19 protein-coding genes are annotated in these 19,884 nt (G+C 58.0%); 16 read left to right on the plus strand and 3 right to left on the minus strand.

Annotated elements, in window-relative coordinates; genetic code table 11:
• Window positions 1–9: 9 nt before the first annotated feature.
• A complete protein-coding gene (locus QY316_10145; GenBank protein ID WKZ32263.1) occupies window positions 10–888 on the plus strand; it encodes a prenyltransferase in 879 nt (292 codons plus the stop codon).
• Between the two features lie 158 nt (window positions 889–1,046).
• Window positions 1,047–1,526 (plus strand): Hsp20/alpha crystallin family protein, encoded by a 480-nt coding sequence (locus tag QY316_10150; protein WKZ32264.1) that lies wholly within the window; start codon window positions 1,047–1,049, stop codon window positions 1,524–1,526.
• Window positions 1,527–1,759: 233 nt separating this feature from the next.
• On the opposite strand, the gene QY316_10155 is transcribed toward QY316_10150, so the two are convergent.
• A complete protein-coding gene (locus tag QY316_10155; GenBank protein WKZ32265.1) occupies window positions 1,760–2,164 on the minus strand; it encodes a hypothetical protein in 405 nt (134 codons plus the stop codon).
• A gap of 199 nt (window positions 2,165–2,363) precedes the next feature.
• Between QY316_10155 and QY316_10160 the strand changes: the two genes are divergently transcribed.
• From QY316_10160 to QY316_10185, 6 genes are all read left to right on the plus strand, one after another.
• The gene (locus QY316_10160) at window positions 2,364–3,731 is read left to right on the plus strand and encodes an MmgE/PrpD family protein (protein WKZ32266.1); all 1,368 of its coding nucleotides are present in this window, start codon (window positions 2,364–2,366) and stop codon (window positions 3,729–3,731) included.
• An 89-nt stretch (window positions 3,732–3,820) separates the two neighbouring features.
• Window positions 3,821–4,015, plus strand: a complete 195-nt coding sequence (locus QY316_10165) for a uracil-DNA glycosylase (GenBank protein ID WKZ32267.1) — start codon at window positions 3,821–3,823, stop codon at window positions 4,013–4,015.
• Between the two features lie 32 nt (window positions 4,016–4,047).
• Window positions 4,048–5,439, plus strand: coding sequence for a TldD/PmbA family protein (locus QY316_10170; GenBank protein WKZ32268.1), 1,392 nt, complete (start codon window positions 4,048–4,050; stop codon window positions 5,437–5,439).
• A 39-nt stretch (window positions 5,440–5,478) separates the two neighbouring features.
• Window positions 5,479–5,886: a hypothetical protein gene (locus QY316_10175; protein WKZ32269.1), complete on the plus strand. Its 408-nt coding sequence runs from the start codon at window positions 5,479–5,481 to the stop codon at window positions 5,884–5,886.
• 143 nt (window positions 5,887–6,029) lie between these two features.
• Entirely contained in the window at window positions 6,030–7,940 is a 1,911-nt protein-coding gene (locus tag QY316_10180) for a carbon starvation CstA family protein (GenBank protein ID WKZ32270.1), read from the plus strand.
• A 71-nt stretch (window positions 7,941–8,011) separates the two neighbouring features.
• Complete coding sequence (locus tag QY316_10185; GenBank protein ID WKZ32271.1) at window positions 8,012–8,683, plus strand: phosphoribosyltransferase family protein; 672 nt, start codon at window positions 8,012–8,014, stop codon at window positions 8,681–8,683.
• A gap of 1 nt (window position 8,684) precedes the next feature.
• Here the strand turns inward: QY316_10185 and QY316_10190 are convergent, their stop codons facing one another.
• Together QY316_10190 and QY316_10195 are read right to left on the minus strand one after the other, a co-directional pair.
• On the minus strand, window positions 8,685–9,383 hold the full coding sequence (locus QY316_10190; protein WKZ32272.1) for a PilZ domain-containing protein: 699 nt from the start codon (window positions 9,381–9,383) through the stop codon (window positions 8,685–8,687).
• Window positions 9,380–10,648, minus strand: coding sequence for a P-loop NTPase (locus QY316_10195; GenBank protein ID WKZ32273.1), 1,269 nt, complete (start codon window positions 10,646–10,648; stop codon window positions 9,380–9,382). Before QY316_10195 ends, QY316_10190 begins: the two co-directional genes overlap by 4 nt.
• Window positions 10,649–10,957: 309 nt before the next feature.
• Between QY316_10195 and QY316_10200 the strand changes: the two genes are divergently transcribed.
• The 8 genes from QY316_10200 to QY316_10235 all read left to right on the plus strand — a co-directional run bounded on the left by QY316_10200 (window position 10,958) and on the right by QY316_10235 (window position 19,880).
• Window positions 10,958–11,584 (plus strand): cytochrome c3 family protein, encoded by a 627-nt coding sequence (locus QY316_10200; protein WKZ32274.1) that lies wholly within the window; start codon window positions 10,958–10,960, stop codon window positions 11,582–11,584.
• A 202-nt stretch (window positions 11,585–11,786) separates the two neighbouring features.
• Window positions 11,787–12,836, plus strand: coding sequence for a 6-bladed beta-propeller (locus QY316_10205; GenBank protein WKZ32275.1), 1,050 nt, complete (start codon window positions 11,787–11,789; stop codon window positions 12,834–12,836).
• 319 nt (window positions 12,837–13,155) lie between these two features.
• Window positions 13,156–14,199 carry a hypothetical protein gene (locus QY316_10210; GenBank protein ID WKZ32276.1) on the plus strand — a complete coding sequence of 348 codons (1,044 nt, stop codon included), beginning with the start codon at window positions 13,156–13,158 and terminating at the stop codon, window positions 14,197–14,199.
• 569 nt (window positions 14,200–14,768) lie between these two features.
• A complete protein-coding gene (locus QY316_10215) occupies window positions 14,769–15,788 on the plus strand; it encodes a peptidylprolyl isomerase (GenBank protein ID WKZ32277.1) in 1,020 nt (339 codons plus the stop codon).
• Window positions 15,789–15,936: 148 nt separating this feature from the next.
• Complete coding sequence (locus tag QY316_10220) at window positions 15,937–16,428, plus strand: cytochrome c (protein WKZ32278.1); 492 nt, start codon at window positions 15,937–15,939, stop codon at window positions 16,426–16,428.
• A complete protein-coding gene (locus QY316_10225; GenBank protein ID WKZ32279.1) occupies window positions 16,418–17,434 on the plus strand; it encodes a formylglycine-generating enzyme family protein in 1,017 nt (338 codons plus the stop codon). The genes QY316_10220 and QY316_10225 overlap by 11 nt, the downstream gene beginning before the upstream one ends.
• A complete protein-coding gene (locus tag QY316_10230; GenBank protein WKZ32280.1) occupies window positions 17,403–19,028 on the plus strand; it encodes a fused MFS/spermidine synthase in 1,626 nt (541 codons plus the stop codon). The genes QY316_10225 and QY316_10230 overlap by 32 nt, the downstream gene beginning before the upstream one ends.
• Window positions 19,029–19,082: 54 nt before the next feature.
• On the plus strand, window positions 19,083–19,880 hold the full coding sequence (locus QY316_10235; GenBank protein WKZ32281.1) for an SUMF1/EgtB/PvdO family nonheme iron enzyme: 798 nt from the start codon (window positions 19,083–19,085) through the stop codon (window positions 19,878–19,880).
• The last annotated feature ends 4 nt before the right edge of the window (window positions 19,881–19,884 follow it).

Below are 19,884 nucleotides of genomic sequence, written 5' to 3' on the forward strand. Positions count from 1 at the left end.
ACCCTTTTCATGGCGACGAGGCCGCAGTTCCTCCCGGCGACCGCGGTCGCGGTCGGGCTCGGCGCATCAGTTGCCTGGCGCGAGGCCCGCGCGTTCGACATGGCTGTTTTCGCCTTGTCCATGCTAGCCGCCCTCCTCTGCCACGCGGGAATGAACACCCTGAACGACTATTACGACTCGAAGAACGGGGCCGACGACCTCAACAGGAGCGCGCTCACCCCTTTTACCGGCGGAAGCAGGTTCATACAAAAGGGCCTCATGACCCAGGGTGAGACGCTGGCGCTGGGTGCGGCCCTCGTTCTGGCCGGTGGTTTGACCGGCGCATACCTTGCGTTCACAATAAGCCCGGTCCTTTTCGTAATAGGGCTCCTCGGAATCGCCTCAGGGTACTTCTACTCGGCCCCTCCTTTTTTCCTGGCCGGACGCGGGCTCGGGGAGATTACGGTGGGCGTTACCTTCGGCCTCCTTATAGTGCTCGGGGCCTATGCGGCGCAGACCGGGTCAATCGGGGCAGGCCCGGCAATAGCCTCGCTCCCCCTCACCTTCCTCATAGCCGCCATACTTTTCGTAAACGAGTTCCCGGATTTCGAGTCTGACCGGGCCGCCGGAAAAAGGACCCTCGTAGTCCGTCTCGGGCCGCAAAGGGCCCGGTGGGGGCTCGCACTGATATTCGCGATGGCGTACGCGAGCGTCGTTGCCGGGGTCATCCTGGGCCTCCTTCCCACAGGGTCGCTTATCGCCCTCCTTACCGTCTTCATAGCCATACCTGGCGCGCTGCGCCTCCTCAGAAATTACGACCGGACGGGAGCGCTTACCCCGGCCATCAAGGCCGTGATCGCCATACACTTCTTTACAGGCCTCATACAGATAGCCGCGAACCTCGTCTGAGCGCTCCCGTTCGCGGGGTACAGTCCTTCCTTTTTCCAAGTCCCTTGCCCCCCGTGCCTTGACATACGGCGGCCCCGTACCTATCATTTAAGCAAAGGACGGCTTTGTTCCGGGGCCCCGGGCCGAAATTTTCCAACAGAAGGCGAAAGGAGGACAGCATGCCGCTTGAGAAATGGAACCCTTTAAGGGAGCTTGAGACGATGAGGAGGGAGATGGACAGGATATGGGACGACGTATTCCCGTCCAGGAAGATGGGCCTGTCCTGGAAAAGGCAGCCCGGCGCGCAAGCCGAGACCGGGGCCGCCACACCGGCCATAGACGTCATAGACAAGAACGACTCGGTTGTGGTAAAGGCCGAGATGCCCGGCGTTTCAAAGGACTCCGTAGACGTCACCCTCGAGGACAACGTCCTTACGCTCAGGGGCGAGCTGAAGGAAGAACCAGAGATAAAGGAAGGGAACTACGCCTACTCCGAGAGGAACTACAGGTATTTCCTCAGGGCCATAAGCATACCTTTCAAGATACGCAGGGACGGCATAAAGGCGTCTCTCAAGGACGGGGTCTTGAGCGTCGTCCTACCCAAGGCCGTGGAGGAGCAGACAAAGAAGATAACTGTCGAGGTCTCCGGACAGCCATAGTTATATACCATGAACGCCGCGGAGCCGCGCCTGGCGCGGCTCCGCAGGCGCTTACGCCTTGACCAACTTTCCAACAGGTTCCGAAAAACTCGAAATCACATTCAGGCTGCTCAAAAAGCTCAAGATGCAAGGAGTCGGAAAATGAGGAATGAGACGTACTTTTATCGTACGTCGCAATGACGAATTTTGAAGACGACGCAGCAGATTGGGCTTTTTCAGCAGCCTGCCAACCCTCATTCAATACGGGCCTGAAAGGAAGGCCTCCCGCCTGCCTGAATGTCTCCCGGAGAGGCGGTCCAGACAGTTATGCCGAGCCCTGCCGATGCCCTCAAAAGCCTCTCAAGATGCTTCCTGTCCTTTTCGTCGCGCATTATGAGGAGTATGCCCGGCTTCTTCCCGGTCACCGCGGCATAATAAAGGGACTGGCCTATTGCCTCGGCCCACTTGGGCGCGAAATCCACCTCGACCGCGTGCTCATCCGTAAGGCAGTCCACCCTGGCCCTGTCCGGCAGCACGAATTCCGCGGTACCGCCCGCCTGGCCGCACCAATGAGATTGATAATCCCGCTCGGGATGGCGCTCCCCTGCCAGGAGAGCGGACGGCGTAATCAGCAGGAGCGCCAAAAATACGTTCTTCATCCCTTTTCCCGTCCCTTCCGCCGGGCCCCTTGCCGGGGCGGCGGTTGTGGGCTATATTCATCAAGTCGCGGACGATTTCATCACACTGCTTGCAACGGGATTCGACGCAGACGTGCTGACGGGTGCGAAAGCGGCTTGTCGCATTATAGCAGACGAAAACGGTCCTGTACGGAATGCGCCAGGCTTGAAAGGAGAACTATTGAAAAAAGGCTTTCTTGCCGAAAGGATAGCTGATTACGCGCTTGGCCTGAAGTCCGCTGACCTGCCGCAAGCAATAGCGCACGAGGCCAAAAAGCGTGTCGTGGACTCCTTTGCCTGCATGCTCGGCGCTCTGGAATCCCCTCCGGCACGGGCCGCCATCGGAGCCTTGCCCGAAGTCTCGCGCGGGCTCTCGGCAACCGTCCTCGGAACGAAAATCCGCACGACACCTGAGCACGCCGCGTTCTCTAACGGCATACTGGTCCGGTATCTCGACTTTAACGACACATATCTCTCGAAAGAGCCCTCGCACCCGTCGGACAATATCGCCGCCGCGCTCGCAGCGGCTGAAGCGTCCGGCGCAAGCGGCACGGATTTCATAAAAGCGGTCGTTACGGCCTATGAGGTGCAGATGAGGCTCTGCGACGCGGCAAGGCTGAGGGACCGCGGATGGGACCACGTGGCCTACGGCGCGTTCTCGGCAACGGCCGCCGCTGCCATGCTCCTTGGCCTAGGAAGGGACGAGTTTGTGAACGCCCTCAACATAGCCGGGACCGTCTCCCCCGCGCTCCGGCAGTCGCGCGCGGGGGAGCTCTCGATGTGGAAGGGGTGCGCGTTCGCCAACACCTCTAAAGACGCGCTCTTCTCTGCCATCATGGCGAAGAACGGCATGACAGGCCCGGCCCCGATATTCGAGGGCGAGTTCGGGTTCGAGAAGGTCGTATCCGGCCCACTCGCGCTCTCTCCCACATTCGGCGGCGAAGGGGGCGAGCCGTTCAAGATACCCGACAGCTCGCTTAAGTTCTACCCCGCCGAGCACCATTCGCAGAGCGCCATAGCCGCCGCCATCGAGCTTGTTTCTGAAATTGAAGACATCAAGGAGATAGAGTCCGTCCGCGTAAGCACCTTCGGCGCGGGATACGAGATAATCGGCTCAGGCCCGGAGAAGTGGCGGCCCTCGACCAGGGAGGCCGCTGACCACAGCCTCCCCTTCCTCGTCTCCGCCGCGCTCATCGACGGGAACGTTAATCTCGCAACCTATTCCGAAAGGATGGACGACCCTGATTTGAAGGAGCTTATCCGAAAGGTAAGCGTCGTCAAAGACCCGGAGCTCGACAGGCTCTATCCGGAGGCGGTGCCGAACAGGGTCGAGGTCAGGCTATCATCCGGGAAGGTCCTTTCAAGCGAGGTCATTTATCCGAGGGGGCACCCGAAAAATCCGATGACGGAAAAGGAAATAGAAGACAAGTTCAAATATTTGAGCGGCTGGTATCTCGGGGACGGCCTTGCTGAAAAGGTCCTCCCGGCCCTCTGGGATATAGACCGGGCCGGGAGCATTGGCAAGATCATGGCCCTCTTCATAAGATGAGCTTGCATATCCAGAACAGGCTGGATGAACGGAATGAAATGGGTTATGCTTTTAGCTCCGCCCTGCAATCTTCGAGGCGGTTTTAGGACATGGCGGCAGATGAAGACCACATAAACTGCTTCCAATGCAGTCACTTCTACGTGACCTGGGACGAGTTCTTCCCCAGGGGGTGCAAGGCCCTGCGCTTCAAAAGCAGGGAGATGCCCTCTGACGTGGTAAGGAGGTCCTCGGGCATGGATTGCCAGCTGTTCGAAAAGAAAGAACGGGGAAGACGAAGCGGGTAAAAAGCTCTCCCGTTAAGGAGGTTTGAGGATCGATGGGACTAATTGACGCGTTCGACCCTTTCAGGGTCCTTAAGGCCGCTCTCGCAAACGGGGGCGAGTACGCGGACATCTACGTTGAAGACACCGCCAACACCTCGATAGTCGCCGAGGAAAAAAGGATAGAGCGGGTCGTAACCGGCAGGGACCGGGGCGCGGGGATACGGGTAATAGCAGGGCTCAAGACCTACTACGCGTACACGAACGACCTTACGGAGAAGGGGCTTATTGAAGTGGCAGGCGCGGTTGCCAAGGGGGTTAGCGAAGGGAAAGAAATAGGCGACCTGAACCTCACCAGGAAAGAGGCCGCGCCTGGTTTCGATATAAAGCGCCTGCCGTATAAGGCTCCGCTCGACGAGAAGGTCGGCTTTGTAAAGAGGGCCGAGAAGACGGCCTGGGCGTTCGATAAGAGGATACGGCAGGTCAGGGTCGTCTACGGCGACGGCCTCCGGAGGACCGCAGTCGTAAACTCGCTCGGCGAGTGGGTCGAGGAGGAGAGGAACGCGCTCCTCTTCCTCTGTAACGCCGTATCCGCCGAAGGCGATGTCATGCAGACCGGATACGAGCCGCTCGGCGGCATAATGGGCCTTGAGGCCTTTGACGAGACCCCGCCAGAGGCCATAGCCGAGGCAGCCGCAAAAAGGGCGATTATGATGCTCGCCGCAAGGCGGGCCCCCGGCGGGAGCATGGCCGTGGTTCTCTCAAGCGATGCCGGAGGCACCATGATACACGAGGCAGTGGGCCACGGCCTTGAGGCCGACCTCGCCTTACAGAACCTTTCGGTTTATTCCGGGAAACTCGGTGAGAAGGTAGCAAACGAATCCATAACGGTGCTCGACGACGCTACAATTCCATACAAGAGGGGCTCGTTCTTTTTCGACGACGAGGGCACCCCGGCGGAAAGGACCGTGCTCGTCGAGAACGGAATCCTCCGCTCGTACATGTGCGACAGGCTCAATTCCATGAAATCCGGCCTCAGGCCTACAGGGAACGGCAGGCGGGAGTCCTACCACCACAGGCCAATACCGAGGATGACGAACACCATAATCGCGCCAGGGAAGGAAAGCCCGGAGGCCATAATAAGCTCGCTTGAAAAGGGGCTATTCGTAAAGAAGATGGGCGGCGGCCAGGTGAATACCGTGAACGGGGATTTCGTCTTCGAGGTGACCGAGGGCTACCTTATCGAGAAGGGCAAAATAGGCGAGCCTGTCCGCGGCGCGACTCTTACCGGGAACGGCCCGGACGTGCTCATGAAGATAGACATGGTCGGCACAGACCTTGGCTTCGGCATAGGCACCTGCGGGAAGGACAGCCAGGGCGTGCCTGTCTCGGATGCGCAGCCTACTCTTCGTATTCCGGAGATTACGGTCGGGGGAGAGGCGAAGTAGCTCTGTCAAGGGATGTGATTTTCTGCTGAGGAGGAGCTTATGAGTGATTTGGTTCTTTCGCCTTATTGTGTGTACACAATTCTTCATTCCGAAAAGCTGCACGCTGCCTATGAGAAAGCCGGAAAAGGCGTATTTAAGGAAGAAACAAACTGGAAGTCGGGTTTCGAACTACTGCAAGAATCAAAGGAAGAAAACCAAATTCTTCCGATAATTTTCGCCGCCGCAGAATCGACCTCGAAACTTTTATACTGGGGTCGTCTAGTAGATATCAAAATTGAACAGCCTTCGGAAAAGAATTTTAAAACTACCTATAAGTTTGAGGCCCTGAAAAGGATAGGAAAAGGACATGTTAAAACAGATCTAATTTTGCGGTTCTCAGGTAAAAATATCTCAGAAGGTTACATCAGGCCTTATTCGATTTGCAGAACACCGGACTTCTTGAAGTAAAAGATGGAAGAAAGAGTAATAACCTTAAACTAAAAAGGAACTTACATTAAAATCAATTTGAGAAAACCCATGCTCCCTTGACACCTCCATGCCGCCTGCCTTAAAATACCCCACCTGCGACTCTCCCTAAAGGCATACGCTCCATGAAGCTTTCAGGCATTGTGATAGCCGTCCTTGCTCTCCTCTTCGCGATTTCCTTTGGCGTGGCAACCCGCATCGTAAACCCCTCTGAGAGCGTAAACGCCCTCTGGCTCGTCATTGCCGCCGCGTGCTTCTTCATAATCGCATACCGCCTTTACGGGGCCTTCATAGCCGCGAAGGTCCTGGCCCTTGACGACAGGAGGACCACCCCGGCAATTCGCCTGAACGACGGGTCTGACTTTCACCCCACGCATCCGCTTGTCCTCTTCGGCCACCACTTCGCCTCCATCGCCGGGGCAGGCCCCCTCATAGGCCCTGTGCTTGCCGCCCAGTTCGGCTATCTGCCGGGCTTTCTCTGGATACTCGTGGGAGCGGTCTTCGGCGGCGCGGTACACGACATGGTCATACTATTCGCTTCGGTCAGGAGGAACGGCTGCTCCCTTGCCGAGATAGCAAGGAAGGAGATAGGGCCGGTCGCTGGCTTCACGGCGGCGCTTGCCGTCCTCTTCATCATAATAGTCGCCCTTGCCGGGCTCGGGCTCGCGGTCGTGAACGCCCTATTCAAAAGCCCCTGGGGCACCTTCACCATAGCCGCCACAATCCCCATAGCCCTTTTCATGGGCATATACCTGCAGAAGCTCCGGCCCGGAAGGGTCGGGGAAGTGAGCGTCATCGGGATAGCCCTTCTCATAGCCGCAGTCATCGGCGGCAGCTATATCCAGGGCACTTTTCTTGAGCCCATATTCGACAGGGACAGGGAGTTCCTCATCTGGTCAATCGCCGTGTACGGCTTTTTCGCGTCGGTGCTGCCCATCTGGCTCCTCCTTGCGCCAAGGGACTACCTCTCCACCTTCATGAAGATAGGGACTGTCGTATTACTCGCCGCAGGGGTCATATTCCTTGCGCCCGAGATACAGATGCCGGCTGTGACGCGCTTCATCGACGGCGGCGGGCCCATAATCCCGGGCACCGTCTTCCCGTTCATGTTCATAACAATAGCGTGCGGGGCCATCTCCGGCTTCCATTCGCTCATAGCATCGGGCACGACGCCCAAGATGATAATAAGGGAGCGTGACATAAAGCCCATCGGATTCGGCGCCATGCTCGCGGAGGGGTTCGTCGCGGTCATCGCCCTCATAGCCGCGTCAGTCCTCATCCCGGGCGACTACTTCGCCATAAACACCACCCTCTCATTTGACGCGCTCTCGGCAATGGGCTTTGCCCCTGAAAAGATAAAAGAGCTCTCCGCAACCGTGGGCACCGATGTTGCCGGAAGGCCCGGCGGCGCGGTCTCGCTCGCCGTAGGCATGGCATACATCTTCAGCGCCCTCCCCGGCATGACAGGGCTCATGCCGTACTGGTACAACTTCGCGCTCATGTTCGAGGCGCTTTTCATACTCACCACCATAGACGGCGGAACAAGGGTGGCGCGGTTCATACTCCAGGAGTTCGGCGCTACTTTCTATAAGCCCCTGGGTAGGACGGGCTCCATGCCCGCCATCATAGTCCTCACGGCGCTTGTGGTAGCGGCATGGGGCTACCTCATAAGCTCGGGGAGCGTGGCCACAATCTGGCCCATGTTCGGCGTGGCCAACCAGCTCCTTGCCGCCATAGCGCTATCGGTCGGGACTACCATACTCATCAGGATGGGCAATGCCAGGTACGCATGGGTAACGCTTGTCCCGATGGCCTTCATGGTGGTAATGACCCTCGTTGCCGCCTGGAAGCTCTTCTGGATCTTCTCAGCCAAGGCAGCTGCGGCGGCAGACCCCTCTCAGGCCTTTACCTTCCGCCTCGATTCCGTGCTCGTAGCCGTGATGGCCGTGCTCGCCGTGATAGCGGTCGCGGACGCGGCAGTCAAATGGATAGGCCTGGCAAATCAAAAGCATATTCCCTCAGCTGAAACGGAATAGGATGGACGCAAGCCTTTCCCTCTCTTGACAAGGGTTCATTAAAAGATAAGATTTAGGCAGGAGGCAATCGAATGGACAGGCCTGCCCCTTACCAGGACAGGGTGGATGCCGGACGCGCCCTTGCGGAGAGCCTGAAGAGGTACGCTGGCGAAGCGCCGGTGATCGTGGGGCTCCCGAGGGGCGGGGTTGTTGTGGCCGCGGAGCTGGCAAGGGCACTCGGGGCCGAGCTCGACGTCATACTCGCGGGAAAGCTCAGGGCCCAGTACAACCCGGAGCTCGCCATCGGGGCGGTATCAGAGGACGGGCATGTGTACCTTAACCGCCTCGCGATACGGGGATTGCACGTCAAGGACAGCTATATCGAAGAGGAGACAAAATCGAGGCTCCGCACCATGAGGGAGCGCCTTAACCTATACAGGGCCGTAAAGGGGAAGGTGCCGCTGAAGGGGAGGACCGTCGTCATAGTCGACGACGGTCTCGCCACCGGCTCCACCATGATCTCAGCCATACAGGCCGCGCACGCCTCGGGCGCAAAAAAGATAATAGCCGCCGTGCCCGGCGGGCCCGCGGACACGGTTGAGCGCATACGCGAGATGGAAGAGGTCTCGGAGGTCGTATGCCCGCACATACCCGACCTCTTCTTCGCGGTAAGCCAGCTATACGTGGATTTCAGCCAGGTAGAGGACAGCGAGGTGGCGGAGATACTCAGGACATCGAGCAAAGAGGAACGGAAGCGCGCCTGAGCTAAAAAACCGTCTCTATGTAACTCTCTATAAGGTTCCTGTCCTTTTCGGGCATGTCCGTGAAGAGAAGCGCCATGCCCGGATGAGACACGAGCCTTTTGAAAGGGTCCCCGGGGCTCGATATGATATTCAAGTCCCTGTTCACGCTAATCTGGTAAAGGACCCTGGCCCCGGTCGCAAGCTCTTTTTGTGTGCCGGGAAGGTTGAAACGCAGCGTGCAGGTCGAGTTCACAGGCGGCGGATTGAGGCTCACGACGAATATGCCGTCCCTGCTCAGGAGAGTCGCAAAGGAGCTTACCTCCCTCGGGCCGAATGAGAGCGCAACAGGTATGTTTACCGGGGCCCTCGGGTTACGGCGCAGCATCTTTTCATAGAAGAAGGCCTTCTTAAGGAGGAACGCAAGGTCCTCGGGCGGAGTCTCCTCAAAAATGACCCCGAGAAGGCCGGCCTCCTTGAGCTTCTGCATCTCGGCCTCGGGCATAACGAGTCCTGTATAGACGAGAAAGGGCCTCGGGGTCTCGAAGTCCGCAGCCTTAAGCCCCTCCGCGCCGGAAACGCCCACGACAGGCAGGTCGTCGGCTTCGGGGGCAACGCCCCGGCCCCCGACAAAGACCGGGAAGCCGCATTCAGCGACGAGGTCGTTGAACGCTGGATGAAAGGCTTCAAGGTCTCCAGTGATAAATACCCTGCCCGAGCTCATGTCTTTATCGTTATCCTGTTCGCTTTTATTGCCGCCACCGCTGCCCTGTGCTGCCTTGCGGCGAACTCCTTGAAGCCTGCCCGGGCCGCTTCCGGGGCCGCTTCCTTCCAGCGGGTCCTTTTCGAGAAGAATATCCTGCCGCCGTTGTAGATGATGGTCTCGATGAATGCGTCGGCGCCGCCCTGGGCCTCCGTCTGCACGTGGAAGACGGCCCCTTCATGGCTTATGTTCTCGTTGAAGCCGAAGACCTCATCTCCGGCAGGCACACCAGCTTGGGCCGCCGGGACCGCGGGAGTCGCGGGCTCAGGGCCTTTTTCCGGGCGGCCTTCCTGACCATTTGCCTCAGGCTCTTCTTTCACAAGCTCTTCGGATCCAAGGAGGTTCCGTATTATCCTTTTCATGTCTTCGTTAGCGTCCACAGCCGATTCCTCCAGCATAAAGGGCCTCATCTTCCGCGCCGCGTCTTTAATGATGCGCCTTGACATGACGGCGCCGATAAAGTCGGTCTCAAGGCCGAGAAATGTAGCGGCCGCGCCCTTGAAGGCCTCGGCCACCCTGACGTCTTCCGCGGAAGACGCCATGTTCAGGAGGAGCCTGGGCCTGAAGCCCTTGACCTCCGTAACGGCGCGGGACGCCGCGTCCCTGTCCTCGGCCGCTATCCTTTCGCAAAGGTCCGGGAAGGACTTGACCGCGCCCCGGCTCCTCGGGTCCGTCGCGTCCTGTATTATTTCAATGAGCCTCTGGTTTCCCGAGAAGAGCCTCTGAAGCCTCCTGTACACGAAGCTCTTCAGGAATATGTAGGCGTTCTGTATGGCGGCCGGCTCGGGCGCAAGGACCACAATCCCCTGGCTTGAGAGCGAGAAGAAATCAAGGGTGTTGAAGGAAGAACCCGCGCCGAGGTCGACGATTATGTAATCCGCGGCGAGCTTCCTTATGCCGTTCATGAGCTTCTGCTTTTTGGCATGGGCCGGGTTGGCGATGCCGAGGAACTCGCCCGCGCCGCATATGAGGCTGAGGCCGGGGAGCGCCGTCCCTATCATGGCCTGGTCGAGCTCGGCTATCCGGCCCTTCAGGAAGTCGTCAAGGCCGGTCGGAGGGTATTTTATACCGAAATAGGTGTGTAGGTTGGCCCCTCCGAGGTCCGCGTCAACGAGGACCACCTTCTTTCCCATACCGGCGAGAGCGCATCCTATGTTGGCGGTCATGACGCTCTTGCCTATGCCGCCCTTTCCCCCGCCAATGGACCATATGGCCTTTCTTTTCATGCGTCCTAAAGTATATCTTTGTACGGGAATTGTCAAATATATTCAAGATATGCGCGCCATAATGCTTGACAAAATCCACTCGCGTCTGGTACAAAGTATATGGACGGGAAAATGTAAAAATCGCAACCTGTCCGTTGGCAGGGTGTTGAAAAACACGCTGCCAATGCAATCCATGGATGGATTGCCAAATTGCGAGGCTTGGAAAGTCGAGCAATTTGTGAGGTTTGGCCGAATTCAATTCGGACAAACCGTGGTTGAAAAAGTCCAGGAAGGACTTTTTCAACATCCTGTTAGTTAGAAGGCCTGCAATTGAAACCTCTCCCATTGAAAAAGCGCCTCTTCGCCATCTTCTCCATTCTTTTAATGGCCCTCGCCGCCGTTGGCTGCGGTGAAACCCTCGACACTTTAATCGACCCCAGGGCGCAAAAAACCGCCAGCGCCAAGGCAACCCGCGAGTCTGAGACGGATTATTACGAGAAATTCTATAAAGAGCTCGCTACCAGGGCGGTGATCCGAAAGGGGACAACCGATATACAGGCGCTTGACGCGCTGCCGAAGGACCCCTCGGGCGAGGTCAACTGGACCGCCGCGGTCATGGGAGGATATATAAACCCCAGGGGCTCCATCGACCCGGGGGCAGAGGAGGAACCGATACTTGACCTGAACGTCTTTATCGAGGCGAAGGTCCCCCTCATGTTCAACGTCCTGTTCCCGCACTCCATTCATACTTACTGGCTGAGCTGCAACAACTGCCATCCCAAGATATTCATCCCCGAGGTCGGCGCAAACCCGATAACGATGGACGAGATATTCCAGGGCCAGTGGTGCGGGAGGTGCCACGGCAAGGTCGCCTTCACCTTCTGGCCCAGGGACAACTGCGTAAGATGCCATATAGTTAAGAAGGGCGAATCCCTTGAAAGGGAACGGTGGAGGTGACAAAACCCTGAATCCTCGAGCGGCGAAGAGGTCCAAACAGCTTGACTCGCCGGATTCAGCTGTGTAATATATCCCCTGGCGGGAGCGGCATTCGCAAAATACCAGAACACCAGGTATCTTATAAAAACCGCCGTGGTCCTTTCGGCTACAGGCTATGGCAACCCATAATCATTATCATTTGAAAAGGAACGAGGAAGGCAAAATGAGCAGATTCGCAAGGAAGCTTCTTTTCGTTTTGGCCGGCGCAATGATACTCTACGGGTGCGCGCAGACAAACCCTCACGGCGACCTCTTCTGGCCCGAACCGCCTGACCAGCCCCGCATTAAATACGTAAGGGCCCACAGGGGCACCGCCGACTTCTCCAAAAGCGGGGTCGCTGCCAGCCTGTTCCTAGGCGAGACCTCCGGGACGAACCTCAGCAAGCCCATGGGTGTGCACGTGGACAGGCACGGAAAGGTCTTCGTGACCGACACGGCCAAATCCGACATCTTCGTCTTCGATGCAAAAAACTCGAAGGTGTTCACCTTGAGCGGCATGGGCGTAAAAATATTCTACAAGCCCATAAGCGTGGTGACCGACGACTCCGACAGGATATTCGTCTCAGACTCCCAGGTCGACACCGTGACCGTCATCGCCCCGGACGGGAAGGTCATCGCGATATTAAAGCCCGAGGTCCCATTCCAGCAGCCCACTGGGCTGGCGGTCGACAATAAAAACAAAAAGCTTTATGTAATCGACACGCATACGCACGACGTGAGGGTCTTCGACCTCGAAACGCTCAAGCAAATAAACACCATCGGGAAAAGGGGCAAGGAGGAAGGCGAATTCAACTTTCCGTCCCACATAGCCGTGGACGCAACCGGCAATATTTACGTCGTCGACACCATGAACGGCAGGATGCAGATATTCGATTCGGAAGGCAAGTTCATCAGGGCGTTCGGCCAGTTCGGGGACTCGCCCGGCATGTTCGCGCGGCCGAGGGGTGTCGCGCTCGACAGCGAGGGGCACCTGTATGTGGTGGATGCGGCCTTCAATAACGTCCAGATATTCAATGCTGAGGGACGGATACTCCTCGGCTTCTCGGGATACGGCAGCGGAAGGGGCGCGATGATACTCCCTGCCGGCATAGCCATCGACAACGAGGACCATATATATGTAGTCGACTCATGGAACTCGAGGGTAAACGTATACGAGTTCCTTGGCGAGAAATCAAAGGCAAGGGCCCAGGCCGCCCAGGTAAAGAAAAAATAAAAGCCCCAGCCCCTCAAAGGCCGCCCCTCCCGGGGCGGCCTTTTTTTGGAACATATTGACTTATAAAGAAAAAACCCGGCCCACTGCCAGGCATATCCCCGGATTAAATTCAGATTAATTTTCCCTTGACAGCTTTTAATTTCGAGGTATAATGGAGCTAACCTAAGTAGACTCGAGGGCTCACGGTGGGCCTTCAAAAGTTTTGCCGGCGACGATGCCGCAATACTGCCGATGACGGCGGACAGTATTGACGGCCTTTTTTTTGGCCGTCACGGACGATCTTCAAAACAACGAAAAAACAAATCAAAGGAGTAGGATTATGAAAAGGTTCACTCTCAGAAAAGCGCTCCTTACAGCCGCCGTCTTCACAGCCGCCGTCTGTACCGGAAGCGTCGTAAGCGCGACCGACTTCTCAACTGAATTCCAGGCCGGCTCCGCCGCGAACGGCATCGGTAAATCCAGGCACAACCTGGGAGCCTTGGGCGGTCCGATAGCGACCCAGAACACCACCGAAATATGCGTGTTCTGTCACACCCCTCACCATTCCAACACGACCGGGTTCGCGGCTGGCGAAGCAGCTCCCCTTTGGAACAGGACCAACCAGTCCGCAACGCCTTACACCCCCTACGGCACGACTGCTGCAGGCACCACGATCACCCAGGTGGGCGGCGCGACACTGGCCTGTCTTAGCTGCCACGACGGCGTAACGACCTTCGACAACCTCGTGAACGCGCCCGGCAAGGGTCTCAACACCGGCGACCAGGGTTGGACCTTCCAGATGGGTGTTCTGAGCGTAGGCAGCTACAGGGCCCCCGGCAACGGCCGCGACACACTCGGCTGTACCTACGGCTGCCACGGCGGCACCACCACGACCTTCGCTGTCAGCCAGATCGGCAGGCTCAACATCGGCACTGACCTCAGCAACGACCACCCGGTCTCCGTAACCTACTACGGCGCGGACCATGTCGATGGCGGCAGGGCGAGCCTCAGGGCCACCACCACGGACATAGCCTCGATCGACCTCGCCTCTGACGTATGGTCGACCGCTCACAGCGCTGTCCAGGCCGGCGGCAACCTCACCCAGAACCGCTGGGCCGTAGGCGGTTTCGTGTCCGACACCGCGACCATCGCCGACCTCCTCAGGAACGACAAGGTCGAGTGCGTCAGCTGCCACGACCCGCACTTCAAGAACACCAGCTGGGATGAGGTCAAGCACACCTACCTCGACGGCTATGAGCACACCGGCAACAGCTGGTCCAACTGGTGCGGCAACAGCGGCGAAACCTGCACCGACGGTATGTTCCTCAGAAGGGTCGGTGGAAACACGGGTTCCGGCGTTTGCAAGACCTGCCACGAGAAGTAAAACAGCCCGCGCCTGAAAGGGCGCTCGGTTGAGAGTTGAAGAAGGGCCGGCTATATGCCGGCCCTTCTTTTTTATTCCGCCTTTTCCCGCCCTGTCCTTGAATCAACCAAATCCTTGCCTGCAAGCACGTGAGTGCAGGCGCAGAGGGATACCAGCTCGATAACGCCTTGTGCAACCGAGCCGTCAGGATTCCGGCCATGACTGTCCTAAATCCGCGTAGCGGCGCAGACCTCCATTGTGCAACCCCAAAAAATGCCATTTTTCCGGCTTTCCGGGACTCGGGAATAAAAAGCCGAGCAAATTGACGGATCAGCATGCGTTTATTCACATTCAGGTCGCCTTATTAAAAATTTTTAATAACCCGATAACCCATGTTTTAAGCAAAAAAGGCTAAGATGGCCCTGAACCATACCATGCCAATCGGTAGGATATCGCGTCGGCTTTTTTCGTTTCCTAAGGTCCGCGGCTTAAGGAGGCACCCCGGGGAAAATACGGCGGAACGCCTGAAAAATGTTTTATATTCCCGAGCTTTGTATTATAATGCAGCCCATAAAAACGGAGGTTCTCATATGATGCGTCCATTCCTGGGTTCTTTATTGGCCTCAGTCTCCGCCGTGCTTATCGCCTTCTCGCCGGCCGGAGCAGAACAGAACTATCAACTGCTCGGCCCTACTGACGCGGTAGCCAAGGTGAACGGAGTAACCATCACCAAGGGGCAGCTCGAAGGGACCATGAACAAGCTGCTCCCCTTCATGACATATCATAGTTCTGTCTCTGACGAGCGTTATATCAAGATACAGAAAAAAGCGCTCAATACCCTGATAGAGACGGAGCTCATCTACGATTTCGCGAAAAAGAACAAGCTGGACAAGGTCGAAAAAAAGGAACTTGACAAGGCTGTAAGCGACGTCAAGAAGAACGTGCCCAAGGGGGACAGCTTCGAAAAGGTGCTTAAAAGGAGCAACATGACCGTGAACGACCTGCGCGAAATGCTGAAGAAGGAGCGCGTGGTCACCAAGATTTCGGCTGAGAAGAGGGACGAGTTCGAGAAGAAGGCTTTTGAGGCGGTTACAGAGGAGTTCATGAGGGACTACTACAACAAGAACAAGGAAAAGTTCATGGAGCCCGAGAAGCTGCATTTAAGGTCCATCCTCGTCAAGGCCGACCCGGGCGGCGGCGCCGTCGTCTGGAACGAGTCCAAGAGGAAGGCCGAGGAGATACTGAAACAGGCGAAATCGGGCAAGGACTTTGCCAAGCTGGCGGAAGAGTTCTCCGAGGACCCTTACGCCAAAACCGGCGGGGACATGGGCTGGGCCCACGTGGGCAGCATATTCGAGGAGATCGAGGAGGCGGTGGAAACCGCGGAAGTGGGCAAGATGCTCGGGCCCGTGATGACCATACACGGCTATCACCTGATAAAGGTCGAGGGCCGCAAGCCACCGGTCCAGAAGAAATTCGAGGAGCTCGACATCGAGAAGCTGAATTTCGACCTCAGGCAGAAAGAGCACAGGAAATACTGGAGCGACTGGATGAAAGGCATGATGGACGCCGCGAAGATCGAGTACGTGCTCGAATCCCTGAAAGAGTAGCCCCGGGTCCCCGGTCTGGCGGCCAAGTCCATTGCCGGGGACCAAATCAAGACCAAGAGCTTCGGTTGGGCTCGCGTCCAGTCCATACGGTTCGCAATCGAAGCCCTAATCGCCTTCATTTAACATCAGCATCGAAGGAACGAGACGCATGAGCGATCCTGTAAACAGGAAACCACGGGCCGGCGCGGTTTTTGCCGCGGCTGCGCTGGCTGTTATCGCCGCGCTGGCAATCGGCTGCTCAGGAGGGAGCTCCGCGCCCGGCAACGGCCCCAAAAAGCCGGCGAGGACTGATCTCGCCCAGGGCGAGGAGGTCTACTTCAGGTATTGCCACTTCTGCCACGGCCGCAAGGGGTACGGAGACGGCCCGGTCGGGATAGCGCTAACACCACACCCCGCTAACTTCGTCGAGGACAGGAAGAGAATGGCCAAGACCGACCTGGAGATGTTCGACTCCATAACGGAAGGCATACACAAGGACATCGGCGGAGAGGCCATGTCCATGCCGAGGTGGCAGGAGATTTTGACCGACGAGGAGCGATGGAACGTGCTCGCATATATCAGGCACCTCGAAAAAGAGGGCCTCAAGGCCCTGGAGGCAGAGGGCCTGCCCGCCGCCACGGAGGGCGCTGATGAGAAATAGCTCCAAGGGCATCATAGCGGCGCTATTCCTGGCGTCGGCAGCCGCAGGAGTAAACGGGCTCGCCGGGCAGTCCGGCGACTACGACCCGGTCACCGGCGAGCCTGACTGCACCAAATGCCATACCCCGGACCGGCGGTACTCGATCGACTACACGAGGGACGACACCTGCGCCGAGTGCCACGGGCCGGGCCTGAGCGAAAGCTATCTCGATATTAACGAGAGGTACGGGTCGCCACACGGCGCGGAAGAGGCGGACAAGTACGCCAGGGCCGCGGCAAAGGCGGAGGAGAGGAAGAAATCCCCCGCAAAAGGCCCCTCGGCGGCCCCCGAGGGCATGGTCCTGGTGCCTGCCGGCGAGTTCACGATGGGCTCTGACGACTGGTGGCCCAAGAGCCAGCCCGAGCACAAGGTCAGGCTGGACTCGTTCTATATCGACAGGTACGAAGTCACCAACAAGCGGTTCAAGCGGTTTGTGGACGCGACCGGCCGCTCCCATCCTGACCACTGGAAAGACGGCCGCATACCCGACGGCAAGGAAGACCACCCGGTGGTGTACGTGAGCTGGGCCGACGCCGACGCCTTCTGCAAATGGGAGGGCAAAAGGCTCCCGACCGAGCAGGAATGGGAGAAGGCCGCAAGGGGCACCGACGGCAGGACCTTCCCCTGGGGCGACAAGTTCGACAGGAACAAGGGCAACACCCCCCAGTACGGGAACGAGGACACGCTGCCTGTCGGGAGCTTCGAGGACGGCAAGAGCCCGTATGGCGTGTACGACATGGCCGGCAACGCCTTCGAATGGACCGACAGCTGGTTCAAGCCCCATCCCGGGAATACCCACGAGGACGAGAACTACGGCGAGATATACAAGGTCCTTAAAGGCGGCTCCTGGTACGACTGCACCTATTACAAGTGCGGCATCAGCGCCCCGGTTTTCAACAGGATATTTTTCCATACTCTGACGAGGAATAACAACTTTGGCTTCAGGTGCGCAAAAGACGCAAGATAGCGCCGGGGCATGGAGGGGTGCTGAGCGGAGCGGGACCGCAATAGGAGCGTACCTGGTCTTCACCGCTTTTCTAAGCGGCGCTATCGTGATGGTAATCGAGCTCCTCGGCTCGAGGATCATCGGCCCGCCGTTCGGCGTAAGCCTTTTCGTATGGACCTCGCTCATAACCGTGGCCCTCGTCTCCCTGGCCATCGGATACTGGTTCGGCGGCAGGCTCGCTGACAGGAGAGCAAGCTGCGGCGCCCTCTTCTCCATAATACTGCTTGCCGGCGCCTTCGTGCTCTCGATCCCCCTCATCAAGGGGGTCGTCATAGGAAAGGCCGTCTACCTGGGCCTCCGGGCCGGGTCGCTGGCGAGCTCCGCCGTCCTTTTCGGCCCGCCCCTCTTTCTCCTCGGCATGGTAAGCCCGTATACGGTCAAGCTTTACATGCGCGACGGCATGGGGGTCGGAAGGACCGTCGGATGGCTCTATGCCGTTTCCACATTAGGGAGCGTCACGGGTACTGTCCTTACGGGCTTTATCCTCATCCCGAACCTCGGTGTCAACAACATCATTTATCTGTCCGCCTTCGTCCTCTTCGGGATTTCCGCCGCTTACTGGGCGGTCTTCATGAGGAAGCCGCTTGCGGTCGCCCTCATGGCCCTCCCCGCGGTCTTTTTTTTCATCCCTGACGAGCTCCCCTCGATTACGAGGCCGGACGGCACCAGCGTATCGGTAGTCATGAGCAAGGACAGCCCCTACGGGCAGATAAAGGTCGTGGACTACTCCTATGGAGACACCAGGTACAGGGAGTTCCTCCTTGAGAACATAATCCAGGGCGCAATCGACGTCACGACCGGCCTCCCAATATCGAAATACACCTATTACGCCGAGCAGCTCGCGATAACGTACCGGCCGGATTCAGAGCGGGCCCTCGTTATAGGTCTGGGGAGCGGCATACTCCCCAAGAGGTTCAGCCGCTACGGCATCTCCACGGATATTGTCGAGATAGACCGGACTGTCATAGACACGGCCTCGAAGTACTTCTCGTTCGACCCGGGAAAGCACAGGATATTCATCCAGGACGGGCGGTACTTCCTCAAGTCCCCGGGAGAGGACTACGATGTCATCTTCCTCGACGCGTTCTCAGGCGATACTCCGCCAAGCCACCTTGTGAGCATCGAGGCGTTCGAACTCATGAAAAAAAGGCTCTCAAGCGGCGGGGTACTTCTTATAAACTTCATCGGCGAGAGCCGGACAGGAACGCACGAGGTCCCTTCCATGCTTAAGGGCACGCTCAAGCGCGTCTTTTCGCACGTGGACGTATACGCGTCAGCGGGATATTTTTCCGACACTCCGCAGGTCGTCAATCTCCTTTTCGCCGCTTACGACGGGGAAAGGGACATTGACGGCGGGTTCGTGCCGGATGACGTGTTCCCGCCGTTCATTGAAGACCTGAAGGGGCTTTATTCCAGGAAGATACCGCTCGAAAAGACAGGCGGCATTCTTTTCACCGACGACCACAACCCTATCGATTTTCATGACCTGAAGACCAGGGAACGGTTCAGGGAGTCGATAATTTCAAGCACCGACAGCGCTGTTTTCATCCACTGATACAAACCCCCGGAGGCCGGCGGCTGCCCGGGTTTACACACAAGGAGGCCTTTGATGCTCGGGACTGTATTGAGGAACTTCGCGCTCGTTTCCGCGCTCGCGGTTTTGACCGCCTGCTCTTCCGCCACGCCTCCCGAGGGCATGATACGCGTCCCTAAGGGGAAGTTCACGATGGGAAGCAACGAGGTCGACAAGGACGCCAAATCGATACAATACGGCGACAGGAGGCCCTGGTACGCCAACGAATGGCCTGAAAGGACGGAGAAGCTCAAGGAGTTCCACATCGACGCCACGGAGGTGACCAACCGCCAGTTCATGGAATTCCTGGCGGCCACCGGACGGCCCGCGCCGCCGCACTGGATGGAAGGCAGCTATCCGGCCGGACTCGACGACCACCCGGTAGTCATGGTCACATGGAATGAAGCCGACGAGTTCTGCAGATGGACAGGGAAACGGCTCCCCACGGAAGCCGAATGGGAAAAAGCCGCCCGCGGCACGGACGGAAGGCGGTTCCCCTGGGGGGACGATTTCGACCTTAAGAAAGTGAACACGCTTGGGGCGTACAACGGCACCCTGCCGGTCGGCACCTTAAAGGACGGGGCCAGCCCGTACGGCGTGATGGACATGGCGGGGAACGCCCAGGAATGGACCGCCGACTGGTACCAGCCATATCCGGGAAACGATTTCAACGACAAGGATTACGGCGAGCGCTTCAAGGTAGTGCGCGGCGGCGGGTGGGGAGGCATGGGCCATTACAGCCTGCAGGTCTATGTGAGGACGGCTTTCAGGAACGCCGCGCCACCTCAGGGCCGGTTTGACGACGTGGGGTTCAGGTGCGCCTGGCAGGGGTAGCCGG

Source organism: Thermodesulfobacteriota bacterium, from assembly GCA_030583865.1.
In the GTDB taxonomy this organism is placed as follows: domain Bacteria; phylum Desulfobacterota; class GWC2-55-46; order GWC2-55-46; family GWC2-55-46; genus UBA5799.

Excerpts from the sequence above, each read along its gene's own strand:
- QY316_10145 (WKZ32263.1), top strand. The coding sequence starts at position 10 with ATGGCGACGAGGCCGCAGTTCCTCCCGGCGACCGCGGTCGCGGTCGGG.
- QY316_10150 (WKZ32264.1), top strand. The coding sequence starts at position 1,047 with ATGCCGCTTGAGAAATGGAACCCTTTAAGGGAGCTTGAGACGATGAGG.
- QY316_10155 (WKZ32265.1), bottom strand. The coding sequence starts at position 2,164 with ATGAAGAACGTATTTTTGGCGCTCCTGCTGATTACGCCGTCCGCTCTC.
- QY316_10165 (WKZ32267.1), top strand. The coding sequence starts at position 3,821 with ATGGCGGCAGATGAAGACCACATAAACTGCTTCCAATGCAGTCACTTC.
- QY316_10170 (WKZ32268.1), top strand. The coding sequence starts at position 4,048 with ATGGGACTAATTGACGCGTTCGACCCTTTCAGGGTCCTTAAGGCCGCT.
- QY316_10175 (WKZ32269.1), top strand. The coding sequence starts at position 5,479 with ATGAGTGATTTGGTTCTTTCGCCTTATTGTGTGTACACAATTCTTCAT.
- QY316_10180 (WKZ32270.1), top strand. The coding sequence starts at position 6,030 with ATGAAGCTTTCAGGCATTGTGATAGCCGTCCTTGCTCTCCTCTTCGCG.
- QY316_10185 (WKZ32271.1), top strand. The coding sequence starts at position 8,012 with ATGGACAGGCCTGCCCCTTACCAGGACAGGGTGGATGCCGGACGCGCC.
- QY316_10190 (WKZ32272.1), bottom strand. The coding sequence starts at position 9,383 with ATGAGCTCGGGCAGGGTATTTATCACTGGAGACCTTGAAGCCTTTCAT.
- QY316_10195 (WKZ32273.1), bottom strand. The coding sequence starts at position 10,648 with ATGAAAAGAAAGGCCATATGGTCCATTGGCGGGGGAAAGGGCGGCATA.
- QY316_10205 (WKZ32275.1), top strand. The coding sequence starts at position 11,787 with ATGAGCAGATTCGCAAGGAAGCTTCTTTTCGTTTTGGCCGGCGCAATG.
- QY316_10210 (WKZ32276.1), top strand. The coding sequence starts at position 13,156 with ATGAAAAGGTTCACTCTCAGAAAAGCGCTCCTTACAGCCGCCGTCTTC.
- QY316_10215 (WKZ32277.1), top strand. The coding sequence starts at position 14,769 with ATGATGCGTCCATTCCTGGGTTCTTTATTGGCCTCAGTCTCCGCCGTG.
- QY316_10220 (WKZ32278.1), top strand. The coding sequence starts at position 15,937 with ATGAGCGATCCTGTAAACAGGAAACCACGGGCCGGCGCGGTTTTTGCC.
- QY316_10225 (WKZ32279.1), top strand. The coding sequence starts at position 16,418 with ATGAGAAATAGCTCCAAGGGCATCATAGCGGCGCTATTCCTGGCGTCG.
- QY316_10235 (WKZ32281.1), top strand. The coding sequence starts at position 19,083 with ATGCTCGGGACTGTATTGAGGAACTTCGCGCTCGTTTCCGCGCTCGCG.